Here is a 13,136-nt window from a genome sequence, read left to right as displayed (position 1 = left end):
CGGCCGGAGGAGCGGTGGCTCCGCGTCGCCTACCCCGCTCCGGGCGGCCCATCCGCACACCAGGACGGTGGCCGCGCGCGGGACGGACGATGCCGTCCAACAGGGACCCTGGCAGCCGCAGTACGCGCCGGACGACCGCCCGACTCCGGGCAGGCCGCCTGCCGGTGCGGGCCGGCTCACCCCGTGCCTGTCCGGGCCCGGCGGGCCATCGCCTTCCCGAGCTCCCACAGCGCGAGGAAGACCACGGCGGCCAGCAGGGCCCACCCGAACTGGCGGAGGTCGATCTCCGCCGTGCCGAGGATGCGCCGGAACCCGTCCAGCTGGGTCACCAGCACGGCGAGGACGAACTCGGACAGCGCCGCCAGGTTCATCTGCCTGCTGTCGAACGTGGTCGTCCGCAGCGCGGACGCCGTCTCGCTGCGGCATTCGAACGCGGCCACGATCAGGCAGAGCGAGAAGGCGGTGAAGGCCATCGAACTGCCCACGTGCACGCTGCCGAAGTGGTTCTCGCCGAGCTTGATCAGCGCCAGCAGCATGACGGTCAGCGCCAGACCGGCGAGGCCGACCGTGGTCAGCAGCGGCCGGGTCAGGACCGACTCGCCCCGCGGGCGCGGGGTACGGCGCATCAGCCCCGGGCTCTCCTGGTCGAAGCCGAGCGCGAAGCCGAACGGGGCGTTCACCACGAAGTGGATCCACAGCACCTGCGGCGGCGGGAAGGGCTCCCCGGCGGCGATGTTGAAGAGCGTCGCGCCGAGGAAGGTCAGCACGAAGGTGACGAGCAGCAGCAGGACGAACCGGACGTACTTGGTGAGGTTGTCGTAGAGCTTGCGGCCCTCCTTCACCGCGAACACGATCGTCGCGAAGTTGTCGTCCGAGAGGATCATCCGGGCGGCGTTCTTCGCCACGTCGGTACCGCTGCCCATCGCGATGCCGATGTCGGCGGCCTTGATGGCCGGCGCGTCGTTGACGCCGTCCCCGGTCATCGCCACGACCTCGCCGTTGCGCTTCAGCGTGTCGGCGAGCAGGACCTTGTGCTCCGGCGCGACCCGCCCCACCACACCGATGCGCTCGATCCGCGCCCGCTGCTCCTGCTCCGTCCAGGCGGCGAAGTCGGCGCCGAGCACGGCCTCGCCGGGGATGCCCAGCTGCCGGGCGATGGCGGCGCCGGTGGTGACGTCGTCACCGGTGACCATGCGGACCCTGATGTGGGCCGCCTGGGCACTCGCCACGGCGGCCTTGGACTCGGCCCGGGGCGGGTCGACCATGCCCACCAGGCCGGTCATCCGAAGCCCGGTGACGAGGGCGAGCAGGTCGCCGTCCGGGTCGAAGTCGGCGGGATCCAGATCCCGGGCGGCCGCCGCCATCACCCGACGGCCCTCGCCGCCCATCCGCTCGACCTGCTCCTGGGCGCGACGGCTCAGCTCGCCTTCCCAGGGGACGGTCTCGCCGGCCGCCAGCGCACTGACGGCGCGGGACATGACGGCGGGCGCCGCGCCCTTGACGAAACAGCGCACGACCGGCCGCCCGGAGCCGTCCTTCGCGGCGTGGAAGGTGGCCATCAGCTTGTAGCCCGGGTCGAACGGCAGGGTGGCGAGTCTGGGCATCCGCCCACGGGTGCCCTCCACGTCCAGCCCGGCCTTGTGGCCCAGCACGAGCAGCGCGCCCTCGGTCGGATCGCCGACCACCGTGCCGTCGACCAGGGTGGCGTCCCCGGCGACCAGGAAGGGCAGGATCGCGTCCTCGACGCCCGCGGAGGACCCCGCCGCGTGGTGGATCCGCCCGTCGAGGCCGTACCCCGTGCCCGAGACCGTGTACCGGTCCGTCGGGCTGATCACCTCGACGACCGTCACCTGGTTCATCGTCAGGGTGCCGGTCTTGTCGGAGTTGATCGCCGAGGTGAAACCGAGGGTCTCCACCGAGGGCAGTTCCTTGACGATCGCGTTGCGCCCGGCCAGGTTGAGGCTTCCCACGGAGAGGATCACCTGGGTCACCGTGGGCAGCGCCTCCGGGATGGCCGCGATGGCCAGCGAGACCGCGGCGATGAACAGCGTGTCCCAGGCCTGGCCGCGGCTGCGGCCCAGCGCGAACATCACGATCATCGTCAGGCCGGCCGCGCCCGCGATCCACAGGGTGAGGTTGTTCAGCTCCCGGGTGAGCGGCGACTCCTCCTTCGCGGTGGCGGACAGCATGGTGGAGATCCTGCCGAGCTCGGTCTCCGAGCCGGTGCCGGTGACGATCAGCACCCCGCTGCCGTGGGTCACCGGGGTGTTCATGAACGCCATGTCCGTCTGGTCCCCGGGCCCGAGCTTCTCACCGGGCGGCACGACGGTGTCCTTCCCGGCGGGGGTGCTCTCGCCGGTGAGCGCGGACTCGTCGATCTGGAGCGCGCTGGCCCGGACGATCCGCCCGTCGGCCGGTACCTGGTCCCCGGCTGTGACCAGCACGACGTCGCCCGGTACGAGATCCTCGGCCGGGATCTCCGACTCCGCACCGGCGCGGCGGACCCGGGCGGTGTTCTTCATCATCGACCTCAGCGCGTTCATCGCGCTGGCGGCCTTGCCCTCCTGCCGCAGGCCGACCACCGCGTTGAGCAGGGTGAGGGCGACCAGCAGGATCGCGGTGCTCCACTGCGCGATCGCGAACGAGACCACGGCCGCCGCCACCAGGATGATCTGCATGTAGCTGCGGTACTGGTCCAGGAAGCGCAGCAGCGCCGGCCGGGTCTGCTCCTCGGGCAGGGCGTTGGGGCCGTGGGCCGCCCGCTGTTCGGCCACCCGCGCGTCCGTGAGGCCGACCTCCGGGTCGACCTCCAACAGGTGCGCGACGTCCTCGGGGGAGCACGCGTACCACTCCGGCCGCTCGGCCGGCTGCGGCCCCGTCAGGCCTGCTTCGACTGTCATCTTCTTCGCTGTCTCCGTTCCCGGTGTGTCCCCGCCCCGGCCCGGCCCGACCCGACCGGCCGGCGGCCGTTCGCTGTCCGTGCCCGTGCCCGCTGCCCGCGCCCGCTGCCTGCGCGCCCGAGGAGGTGGGGCGGCGAACGGCGGGCCCGGGTCTAGCCGGGCGGCTCGTGGCGGGCCGCGTACGGGTCGGCGGGGGCGCCCTTCGGGGCTTCCTTCCTGAGCCGGCGCTTGGCGGCGAGCAGATCCTGGTGGGCCTCCTCGTCGACGACCGGGTACCGGGGGTCGATCTCGATCAACGTGTGGGCGAGTACGGCGGCGGCGCAGATGCGCGCGAACCACTTACGGTCCGCCGGCACCACGTACCAGGGCGCCCACGGGGTGCTGGTGGCCGAGAGCATCTCGGCGAAGGCCTCCTGGTAGTCGTCCCAGTACTTGCGCTCACGGACGTCGGCGGCGGAGAACTTCCAGTTCTTCTCCGGGAGGTCGATCCGCTTCAGGAACCGGGTGCGCTGCTCCTCCTTGGAGAGGTTCAGGAAGACCTTCACCACCTTGAAGCCGTTGTCGGTGAGGTGGCGCTCCCAGTCGTTGATCTCCCGGTAGCGGCGGTCCCAGAGGGCGGACCCGTGGGCGGCGTCCGGGATCCGCTGGTGTTCCAGCACCTCCGGGTGCACCCGCACCACGAGGACCTCCTCGTAGTGGGACCGGTTGAAGATCGCGATGTCCCCGCGGGCCGGGAGCCTGCGCGCGTACCGCCAGAGGTAGTCGTGGTCGAGCTCCTCGGTGGAGGGCACCTTGAAGCTGCTGACGTGCACCCCCTGCGGGTTCACCCCGCTCATGACGTGCCGGATGGTGCCGTCCTTGCCGCCGGCGTCCATCGCCTGCAGGCAGAACAGGACGCCGTAGGTGTCCTGGGCGGCCAGCCGGGCCTGGTACTCGGCCAGCAGAGCGACGCCGCTCTCCAGCAGTCGGACGCCCTCGCGTTTCCTCATCCCCGCCTTGTAACGGGGGTCGAAGTCGCTCAGGTCCACCCGGGAGCCGGGCTCCACCCGCAGCGGCTCGATGAACTTCGCGATGCGCCGGGCCTGCTTGCGTGCCATCCGGGACCAGCCTTCCTGGCGCGCGCGGGCGAGCCGGCGCAGCCGTCGCGGTCGGGCGGTCGAGGGCCTGCGCGGCCCGCCCCGTCGTCCGGCGGAGCCTGCGTGCCCGGGTCTGGATCCGAGCCTGGGGGTCAGGGCGCGGGGCCGCAACTCGGCCCGCGGGCCGCTACCCCTGCGCATCGTCGCCCGCCCGGCTCCAGGAGCGGTACGCGGCCACGGCCGCGGGCAGGGTGGGGAAGATCCGGTCCTCGCCGACGGCTCCGGTCAGCCCGTACGCGTCCAGCTCCGACCGCAGGTCCTGCTTCACCCGGGCCAGTGCGAACACGCAGCCGCTGCCGACCAGTTCCTCCCGCAGCGCCTCCAGGGAGTCCAACGCGGTGATGTCCACCTCGACGTTGGCCTCGGTGTTGAGGACGAACCAGCGCACCGGCTCCGACTGTTCGGCCGCCACGGCCAGCGCCCGCCGGCGGAAGTCCTCGGCGTTGGCGAAGAACAGCGGCGAGTCGTAGCGGTAGATCAACAGGCCGGGGACGGTCCGCGCCTCGGGGTAGTCGTCGACGTCGTGCATGCCCGCCACCCCCGGCACCAGACCCAGCACCGCGTCGTGCGGCCGGGCCACCCGGCTGAGCAGCTCCGCCACCGACAGCCCCACGGCCACCAGCACCCCGTACAGGATGTCCAGCGCCAGGACGCCGATCAGGCATCCGACAGCCAGCAGCAGCTCCCGGCGCCGGAACGACGAGAGCCGACGGAACCCCGCGACGTCGATCATCCGGACGGCGGCGAAGACGACCAGGCACCCCAGGACGGCTGACGGCGTCAGGGCGAGCGCCGGGCCGAGGAACAGCAGCACGGCGACGACCAGGACGTCCGCCGTGAGCCCGTACAGCTGGGTGTGCCCGCCGGCCGACTTCGCCAGCGTGGTCCGGCTGGCGCTGCTGCTCACCGGGAAGCCGTGCAGTACACCGGCACCGAGGTTGACCACCCCCAGCGCCAGGAGTTCCTGGTTGGCGTCCAGGCGCTCGCCGCTGCCCCGGGACTCGAAGGCGCGGGCCGTCAGGATCACGTCGGTGTACCCCACCAGGAGCACGCCGACGGCCGGCAGAAGCAAGTCCCGGAAGTCGCCGAGGGACGGGATCGCGGGGCGCGGGAGCCCGGTCGGGATCTGCCCGATCACCGCGATGCCGAGCGACTCCAGATCGAACACCGCGACCACCACGGTGCCCAGGACCAGTGCGAGCAGGGTGACCGGCACCGCGCGCGGCAGGAACGCGGCCGCCACGAAGAGGAAGACCAGCGTCGCCGCGCTGAGGATCACGGTCGCGGCATGGGCCTCGGAGAGATTCCGGAAGAAGGAGACCAGCTGCGGGAAGAAGCCCGAACCCTCCGTCTCGACACCGGTGATCTTCGTCAGCTGGTCCACCCCCATGATCAGCGCGACCCCGGCGAGGTAGCCGATCAGGACGGGCTGGGAGAGCAGATCTGCGACGAACCCCAGCCGGGCGATCCGGGCCAGCAGGAACATCATCCCGACCACGACGGCGAGCGCCGCCGTGAGGACGGCGTAGCGGTCCGGGTCCCCCGCCGCCAGCGGCCCCACCACACCGGCCGTCATCAGCGCGGTCGTCGACTCCGGGCCGACCGACAGCAGACGGGACGAGCCGAGGAAGGCGTAGACGGCGAGCGCGGGCAGGATGGCCCAGAGCCCGGCGACCGGTTGCAGCCCCGCCACGCTCGCGTACGCCATGACCTGGGGCACCAGATAGGCCGCGACGGTCACGCCGGCCAGCAGGTCCCCGCGCAACCACGTGCGCCGGTACGACCCGAGCACACCGAGGCCCGGGACGAATGCGGCGAGGCGGTGCCGCAATCCGCCGACCGGGTCGGTGGAGGGTGTCAACGGTCTCCTTCCGCAGGGCCGACGGCAGCCGCAGCCGGCACCCCGCCGCGGCGGGACCGGGCCGGCGGCGGGACCTGGGGCGGTGCGGGGGCATCGGCTCCCATCGTCGGAGCCCCGCCCGGGTCACCGCCAGAGGACAGGGCCGAAAGAGTGGACCGCGGCGAGCGCCGGCCGCGGGGCCGGAGCTGCGGTCGGCTGCGCCCGCGCTGCCCCGGCCGAGGAGCGAACCGACCGTCCGCGGCGAGTGTCGTACCGTCCCCCTGGCGCCGGGCGCTGTTCTACTGGGCCGCATGTCCCACGTCACGTTCCTCCTGGTGGTAGTGATCGTCACGGCGCTGGTGTTCGACTTCACCAACGGTTTCCACGACACCGCGAACGCGATGGCGACCTCGATCGCGACCGGCGCGCTCCCCCCGAGAGTGGCGGTGCTGCTGAGCGCCGTGCTCAACGTGGTCGGCGCGTTCCTGTCCACGGCAGTGGCCAAAACGATCTCCGGCGGCATCGTGAACGACGGACTGATCACCCTGGGCATGATCTTCGCGGGGCTGGTCGGCGCGATCCTGTGGAACCTGCTGACCTGGTTGCTCGGACTCCCGTCGAGCTCGTCGCACGCGCTGATCGGCGGACTGGTCGGCGCGGTCTGCGTCGGCGCGGGGCTGAAGGCCGTGAACTTCGAGGAGGTGCTCGAAAGGATCGTCATCCCGGGGTTCGCCGCACCGGTGGTGGCCGGGACCGCCGCACTGCTCGCCACCCTGCTGGTCTACCGCCTCAGCGGGCGGGCCGCGGAGGAGTCCGTGACCCGGGGTTTCCGGTTCGGGCAGATCGGGTCGGCCTCGCTGGTCTCACTCGCCCACGGCACCAACGACGCGCAGAAGACGATGGGCGTGATCACCCTCAGCCTGATCTCCGTGGACGCGCTGCCGAGCGGTGCCGGGCCGCCGGTCTGGGTGGTCCTCACCGCGGGCCTGGCCATCGGCCTGGGGACCTACCTCGGCGGCTGGCGCATCATCAGGACGCTCGGCCGGGGCCTGACCGACATCCGCTCGCCACAGGGCTTCGCCGCCGAGACCGCCTCCGCCACGGTGATCCTCACCTCCGCCCACCTCGGGTTCGCGCTCTCCACCACCCAGGTCTGCAGCGGCAGCATCATCGGCGCCGGGCTCGGGCGCCGCCGGGCGAAGGTGCGCTGGAACACGGCCGGCCGGATGGCAGTCGCCTGGCTGATCACCCTCCCGGCGGCCGGGCTGATCGGCGGCGGTGCCTCCGCCGTCGTGGTCCACGGCGGGACGGCCGGGACCGTGGCGGTGGCCGCGGCCGCCGTGGCCGCCGCGGCCGTGATCTACGTGCTGTCCCGGCGCAGCCCGGTCACCGCGGACAACGTCAACGACGCCCCCACCGTGACGGTCAACCCGCAGCCCGCCGCCGCGGGCAGCTGAGAGGGAGAACGCCGTGGCACTGCACTGGAGCGCGCTCGCCGAGGTGACCGTGGTCAGCATCGGCACGACGGTCGCGGTCGCCGTGGTCTTCACCCTGGGTGTGCGGGCGGTGCTGAACCACCAGGAGGCCAGAAGCGCCGGCCGGAGCTCGGCCGCCGCCCTGACCGGGGCCGCACTGTGCTTCCTGGCATGCGCCGCGGTGGTGCTCTACGGGCTGTATCTGATCATCCCGCAGTTCCACGACTGAGAAGCCCTCGGCGAGGCCCTCGGCCCGGCCCGGGGCCGCGCCCCGGAAGGCTCCGGGGTGCCGGTCGGGACTGTTCGCGGCCGGATTCGGGACGGGCGGGGTGGTCCGAGCTTCTCAGGCGGCGCCTGACATTCGTCTGCTCTGCTGTCAGGATCACCCTGACGAGAGGATGGCACGACATGCCCACGGACACGGCCGATCACGAGAACCCGCGCTGCTCCTTCTGCGGCAAGAGCGACATCGAGGTGGACAAGCTGGTGGCCGGGCCGGGGGTCCAGATCTGCAACGAGTGCGTGGATCTGGCGGCGTCCATCGTCGCGCAGCACCGCGGCGGGCCGGTCGACCTGCAGATGCCGCTGTGGGACTCGATGGCCGACGAGAAGATGCTCGACCACCTGCCCCGCGTTGCGGCGGTGGCCGACCAGGTCGAGTCCAACCTGCGCACGTGGGTCCGGGAGCTGCGGCGACGGGAGGTGACCTGGGCGCGGATCGGGGAGGCCCTCGGCATCACCCGCCAGTCCGCCTGGGGACGGTTCTCCGGGGAGGAGTGACGCTCGCCGTCCGGGCCGCCGCCGTCGCCACCCTCGTGCCCGGGCCGCCGCCGTCGCCTTTCGGGCCGGCACCGATCCGCTTCGGCCCGGCATCGATCCGCTTCGGCCCGGGCCGACGCGCAACGACCGGCCCGGGCAGCTGTCGATCTAGGTCGTTTCCTGGCCTAGATCCGTCCTATCGTTTCTCTCGTCGACGGGACGACACCTCACGAAGGCGGAGAAGATCATGACCGAGCCCACCACCCACCCCCTGGCCCCGGCGCTCACCGGCGAGCGCGCGGATCTGCTGGAGCAACTCGGCAAGGCGCGGCACTTTCTGCGCCTCACCGCCAACGAACTGACCGACGCTCAGGCCGCCGAGTGCTCCACCGTGAGCGAGCTCTGCGTGGGCGGCCTGGTCAAGCACGTCACCGCGGTCGAGAAGAGCTGGATCGGGTTCATCCTCGAAGGCCCGTCCGCGATGCCGGACTTCACCGCCATGACCGAGGAGGACTGGGCCCACCGCCAGGACGGCTTCAGGCTGCTGCCCGGGGAGACACTGGCGGGTGTGCTCGCCGACTACGCCGAGGCCGCCCGCCGTACGGACGATCTGGTCGCCACCCTGCCCGACCTGGACGTCTCCCACCCGCTGCCGAAGGCGCCCTGGTTCGACGGCGACGTCCAGTGGTCCGCCCGTCGCGTCCTGCTCCACGTCATCGCCGAGACCGCCCAACACGCCGGCCACGCCGACATCATCCGCGAGGCCCTGGACGGCGCCAAGAGCATGGGCTGACACTCCCCGTGTGAGCGCCTGACGTGGCGCCTTCCCCGGGTTGACGGAGGGTGGAGGAGGGCGCCCGGCTTGATGTCCGGCACAGCCACCGGAGGACGAGGATCGCCGGGGTGTCCCGGAGCCGGGCGTGAAAGGTGGGCAGGTCCGCCGCGGCGGACGGGCCCCGCCGCGGGTCGGCGTCCGACATCGCCTCGTACTCACCGGCGGCAGCGGGTCGGGCGCCCGCCGACTGGAGCACGGCCATTGCTGCCGTCCCGTGTGTCCCGGGCCGGCGTGGGCGGCGGCTTCTACTCTGGCCCCATGATCAACGGTGCTCACATCGTCATCCACAGCCGTGACGCAGCGGCGGACCGCGACTTCTTCAGGGACGTACTGGAGTATCCCCATGTCGACGCGGGAGGCGGTTGGCCGATCTTCAGGCTCCCGCCGGCCGAGGTCGCGGTGCACCCCACCACCGGGCCGGAGACCCAGGAGCTCTTTCTGATGTGCGACGACGTCAAAGCCACGATGCAGGCTCTGACCGCGAAGGGCGTGGAGTTCACGCAACCGGTCACAGAGGAGCGCTGGGGACGACTGACCAGGCTCCGTCTGCCCGGCGGCGGCGATGTGGGCATGTACGAGCCTCGGCACGAACGGGCCACCGACCTGTGACACCGCTCGGTTCGCAAGCCGTCCCGGCACCGTGCAGACCGTCCGGTACGCCGAGTCCGGCCTCCCCACCGCGCTGCGCGACCGGTCGTCCTCCCGCTCACGGGGGCTCCGGTGGCTGTTCCCATGCCGGGTGCTGGTGCTGAGGGTCGAGAGCGTGGCGTAGGGCGGGCAGGTCGGTGAGGGCGGCCTGTTCGGCGAAGCGCGCGAGCAGTCGGCGCAGGACGTGTTCGTCGCGATCGCGGACGGCTTCGGCGAGGGCGCTCAGCAGCGACGTCCTCGTGCGCGGGGGATGGGGAGCGGGGGCGCGCACCGCCGGCGGGGTTCCTCGCTCGTGCACCGATCGCCTCCTCGTTGGGGTGCGGCCCACCGCTTCGGAGCCGCGGTCGGGGCTGTGGCCCGTCCTCACGGGGGCGAAGACTACCTTCTCACTGGGCGCGGAGAAATCTGTGCTGGCGGTAGTAGACATGGCGTGGTGTCGTGGTTAGTGTTTCTCTCGTAGGAATGCATTCGAGAGGTGCCCGGCAGGCGTGAACTGGCGGGATTTGTGTGTGAGTTCGCAGGTCGGCACGGTTGCGGGGTTTCGGAGCCAGGGTTGGTGTCGTTCGGTGACGGGATCGGTGGCCGGGTCGGGTGGCTCGCGGGTTTCAGGGGCCGCCGGGTGCTGTCAGCAGTGGTAGGACGTGGTGTTCCGGTGAAGGCGTCGGGCTGCGGGCGCGCGTGCCGGTGGGTTCGGCCGGTGTGGTTCCAAGCCAGGGTTGGTACAGGACGGGCGACGGAGCCGGCCGGCGGACCGGGTGACCTATGGGGTCGCCTTGCGGTTCCAGGTTTCGGCAGTTCAGAAGTGCTGTGCGGTAACCGTGTTGGGAGGATCCAGCGGTACTCGCATTGTCAGGTCAGTGCTCGTGGAGGACGAACGGAGGGGACGGAGCGCCATCAGGATCGCCCGGCCGGTGAGGTTTCTCGTCCGGGCGGACACCGCAGAGCCCCCGGATACGAAGGACGGTGGTTTCCGGTCACGCATTCGCGATCCCCGCATGCCCCTTCCCCCGGGGTGGTGCGGACATAAGGAACCCGGCTCAGGCCGGTAGATGGTGAGGTATCCCTTCGGGGCCCCGGAGCCGCCACGGTGCCGGGGCCCCTCGCCGCGTGCCCGAACCGTTCGAGAAGAGGCAATGGCCACGGCCACCATCCGACCCCGCATCCCGGCTCCGGTTCCACCTCCGGTGCGGACTCGTTCGACGACGACCATCCCGCCTACACCATGGGCCGGGCCGCCGCGATGACCGGTACCACCGCCGGCTTCCTGCGCGCTCAGGGCGAGCAGGGCTTGATCACGCCCCTGCGCTCGGAGGGCGGCCACCGCCGATTCTCCCGCTACCGACCGCGGATCGCGATGCGGGCGGGCGACCTCGTCGACCAGGGCACCCCGTCGACGCCGCCTGCCGCATCATCATCCTCGACGACCAACTCGAAGAAGCCCTACACCTCGACGAGGAACTCCGCCGCCCCACCGAAGACACCAAACCCAGCCACGACACCAAACCGACCGACGACACCTGACACCGCGTCCTCGCCCGCACGGCGGAGCACGGCGTGCGGCGGCGCGCTACGGTGGGGGCTCCGCCCCGAACACGCCGGCCGGCGAGTGCGCCCGATTCGCGGGCGCACCGGCGGCGGCGGACACCGGGCGGCGGGGGAGTGCGATGCCCGCGACCAGGCAGGTCGATCCGCCTTCGTTCAGCGTCCGGTTGCGGCCGGGAGCCGGGGCCCCGGTGCTGGCCGTGGTCGGTGAGCTGGAGCAGCGTACGGGCAGTGTGCTGGACGCGGCGGTGGCCGACGTGATGGATGCGGTCATCGCGGCGGGCGAGCTGGTGCTGGACCTGTCCGGCGTGAGGTTCTGCGACTCCGGCGGCCTCAACGCCGTCATCCGCGCCCACCTGCGATCCCGGGATGCCGGAGCGGTGCTGCACGTGCTCTCCCCGGCCGCGCGGGTGGCGGCCCTGTTCCGGCGCACCGGGGTGGACCAGGTGCTACGGGTGAGCCCGGACGCCGGCACGCCGGTAGCGGAGGGGCCCGCGCATCGGCGCGGTTGACCACGGGCTCCAGGGCACCTGCAACACCGACGCCAACGGCACCTACCGGGAGGGACGCCTCGGCGCGGCCGGGATCGAGTCGGGATGTGTGGGGGGTGGCTTCGGCGTACGGTCGGAGAGGGCCTCGTGCAGCCCGTCACGACGACAGGGCCGATTCCCTCTGCGCCGGCGGGCGGCTCTTGCCCGATGGGGTCGCCCTGTGGTCCGTGACATCGAACTGACCGGTCGTTCGCACGGCTGGTTCTCCGCGTAGTGGTCCGTCGCGCGATGGTGAAGCACTTGACGAGTGGGTGCCATGGAAAAAATATGGACGCCGAGATACGTGGTCGACATCGCCGGAGCCGCCGGGTCCCCGGTGGTGTTCCCGCAGTTTCTCGATCTGGCGATCCGGGAGGACGCGTCGTTCCCCGAGGTCTGGTCGGCGGCCAAGGACGGGACGCTCTGGCGTCACGGCGGCGGTCCCTTCCCCCCGCAGGTTGCGGGCCAGGAACCGAGCCCTGGTGGTGTCACCGGCCTGGCCGTGGCGCTCGACGACGGATTGTGGGTGGTGACGGCCCAGAGGGTGCTCTGGCGGCGTGGGCCGGAGGGGATGTGGAGCAACATACCGGTACCGAACGGAATCGAACCGCTGGTGGACGTCACGGTACACAAGGCGGCCGTATGGATCGTGCGCGACGACGGGGCGATTTGGCGGACGGCCGACGGCCGGACGTTCCAGGAGATGAGTTCGCTGATTCCGTTCAAGCGTCTTGCGGGCCGGAACACGGGCGACCTGTGGGGGATCAGCTTTCATCCCAGTGCGAATCTGTTCCGCCAGACGTCCGACGGGGTCTGGCGGCCCGCCGAAGGCGGCCAGGACAAGTCGTGGGCCGACATCTCCGTGAGCGTCGAAGGGAAGGTCTGGCTGGTCGCCACGGACGGGACGGTGTGGACCACGACGGATGGAACAGGGTTTCTCAAGGTCTCGGGCGACGGGTTCAGCAGGATCTCGGCTGCTCGGTTCGACCTGCCTTGGGCAGTCAAGACGGACGGCACGTTGTGGGCCTGGTTGCCGAAGCCCCCGACCCCGCAGCCCCCGGCGCCCCCGACACCCCCGCCGCCGGTCACGCAGCCCGCGCAACCGCCTCCGAGCGCGGTCCGACCCCGAGTTGACGTGTCGACGAGCGGTTCCGGGGAGAGCACTGTCTTCCACCTGACGGGCTCCGGCTTCATCGCCGGTGCGGAGGTCACGATCCGCGGAACTCGGGTCGGTGCGGACGGGGTCTTCAACGTCTACTGGACGACTCGGGCGCTCCCGCAGGGCTCGATAGCCATCGACCTTCCCGTGCCGTGTCTTTCCGGTATCAGCATCAGCTTCTCGGCCAATGACGGCCGTCGCGATCCGCACGACCTCACCGACCGCTTCTGGAGCAACACGGTCACCTCCTCATGTCCGTGACCCACCGCAGTCCGTGCGGGTGGGGCACAGCGGCGGGGCGCGGAGCGGTGA

Annotated in this window: 11 protein-coding genes and 1 pseudogene; 8 read left to right on the top strand and 4 right to left on the bottom strand. The window is 71.6% G+C overall.

Annotation, left to right across the window (positions count from 1 at the left end; translation table 11 throughout):
- Positions 1-176 precede the first annotated feature (176 nt).
- From OG823_RS01880 to OG823_RS01870, 3 genes are all read right to left on the bottom strand, one after another.
- Entirely contained in the window at positions 177-2,900 is a 2,724-nt protein-coding gene (locus tag OG823_RS01880; RefSeq protein ID WP_371476841.1) for a cation-translocating P-type ATPase, read from the bottom strand.
- Between the two features lie 152 nt (positions 2,901-3,052).
- Entirely contained in the window at positions 3,053-3,997 is a 945-nt protein-coding gene (locus OG823_RS01875; protein ID WP_371476840.1) for a polyphosphate kinase 2 family protein, read from the bottom strand.
- Between the two features lie 166 nt (positions 3,998-4,163).
- Positions 4,164-5,897 carry a SulP family inorganic anion transporter gene (locus tag OG823_RS01870; protein ID WP_371476839.1) on the bottom strand — a complete coding sequence of 578 codons (1,734 nt, stop codon included), beginning with the start codon at positions 5,895-5,897 and terminating at the stop codon, positions 4,164-4,166.
- Between the two features lie 290 nt (positions 5,898-6,187).
- On the opposite strand from OG823_RS01870, the gene OG823_RS01865 reads away from it, so the two are divergent.
- The 5 genes from OG823_RS01865 to OG823_RS01845 all read left to right on the top strand — a co-directional run bounded on the left by OG823_RS01865 (position 6,188) and on the right by OG823_RS01845 (position 9,554).
- A complete protein-coding gene (locus OG823_RS01865; RefSeq protein ID WP_371476838.1) occupies positions 6,188-7,333 on the top strand; it encodes an anion permease in 1,146 nt (381 codons plus the stop codon).
- A gap of 13 nt (positions 7,334-7,346) precedes the next feature.
- A complete protein-coding gene (locus OG823_RS01860) occupies positions 7,347-7,580 on the top strand; it encodes a hypothetical protein (protein ID WP_371476836.1) in 234 nt (77 codons plus the stop codon).
- 179 nt (positions 7,581-7,759) lie between these two features.
- Complete coding sequence (locus tag OG823_RS01855) at positions 7,760-8,131, top strand: ClpX C4-type zinc finger protein (RefSeq protein WP_371476835.1); 372 nt, start codon at positions 7,760-7,762, stop codon at positions 8,129-8,131.
- Between the two features lie 226 nt (positions 8,132-8,357).
- Positions 8,358-8,903 (top strand): DinB family protein, encoded by a 546-nt coding sequence (locus tag OG823_RS01850; protein ID WP_371476833.1) that lies wholly within the window; start codon positions 8,358-8,360, stop codon positions 8,901-8,903.
- 300 nt (positions 8,904-9,203) lie between these two features.
- Positions 9,204-9,554, top strand: a complete 351-nt coding sequence (locus OG823_RS01845; RefSeq protein ID WP_371476832.1) for a VOC family protein — start codon at positions 9,204-9,206, stop codon at positions 9,552-9,554.
- A 97-nt stretch (positions 9,555-9,651) separates the two neighbouring features.
- Here the strand turns inward: OG823_RS01845 and OG823_RS01840 are convergent, their stop codons facing one another.
- The gene (locus OG823_RS01840; protein WP_371476831.1) at positions 9,652-9,891 is read right to left on the bottom strand and encodes a hypothetical protein; all 240 of its coding nucleotides are present in this window, start codon (positions 9,889-9,891) and stop codon (positions 9,652-9,654) included.
- A gap of 924 nt (positions 9,892-10,815) precedes the next feature.
- Here OG823_RS01840 and OG823_RS01835 point away from each other — a divergent pair.
- The 3 genes and pseudogenes from OG823_RS01835 to OG823_RS01825 all read left to right on the top strand — a co-directional run bounded on the left by OG823_RS01835 (position 10,816) and on the right by OG823_RS01825 (position 13,085).
- Positions 10,816-11,114, top strand: a pseudogene (locus OG823_RS01835) (MerR family transcriptional regulator).
- Between the two features lie 143 nt (positions 11,115-11,257).
- Entirely contained in the window at positions 11,258-11,647 is a 390-nt protein-coding gene (locus tag OG823_RS01830) for an STAS domain-containing protein (protein ID WP_371476830.1), read from the top strand.
- Positions 11,648-11,969: 322 nt separating this feature from the next.
- Positions 11,970-13,085, top strand: a complete 1,116-nt coding sequence (locus OG823_RS01825; protein ID WP_371476829.1) for a WD40/YVTN/BNR-like repeat-containing protein — start codon at positions 11,970-11,972, stop codon at positions 13,083-13,085.
- The last annotated feature ends 51 nt before the right edge of the window (positions 13,086-13,136 follow it).

This window comes from Kitasatospora sp. NBC_00315 (assembly GCF_041435095.1).
Classification (GTDB): domain Bacteria; phylum Actinomycetota; class Actinomycetes; order Streptomycetales; family Streptomycetaceae; genus Kitasatospora.
This window is presented reverse-complemented; position numbering and strand designations above follow the sequence as displayed.

Excerpts from the sequence above, each read along its gene's own strand:
- OG823_RS01880 (WP_371476841.1), bottom strand. The coding sequence starts at position 2,900 with ATGACAGTCGAAGCAGGCCTGACGGGGCCGCAGCCGGCCGAGCGGCCG.
- OG823_RS01875 (WP_371476840.1), bottom strand. The coding sequence starts at position 3,997 with ATGGCACGCAAGCAGGCCCGGCGCATCGCGAAGTTCATCGAGCCGCTG.
- OG823_RS01865 (WP_371476838.1), top strand. The coding sequence starts at position 6,188 with ATGTCCCACGTCACGTTCCTCCTGGTGGTAGTGATCGTCACGGCGCTG.
- OG823_RS01855 (WP_371476835.1), top strand. The coding sequence starts at position 7,760 with ATGCCCACGGACACGGCCGATCACGAGAACCCGCGCTGCTCCTTCTGC.
- OG823_RS01850 (WP_371476833.1), top strand. The coding sequence starts at position 8,358 with ATGACCGAGCCCACCACCCACCCCCTGGCCCCGGCGCTCACCGGCGAG.
- OG823_RS01845 (WP_371476832.1), top strand. The coding sequence starts at position 9,204 with ATGATCAACGGTGCTCACATCGTCATCCACAGCCGTGACGCAGCGGCG.
- OG823_RS01830 (WP_371476830.1), top strand. The coding sequence starts at position 11,258 with ATGCCCGCGACCAGGCAGGTCGATCCGCCTTCGTTCAGCGTCCGGTTG.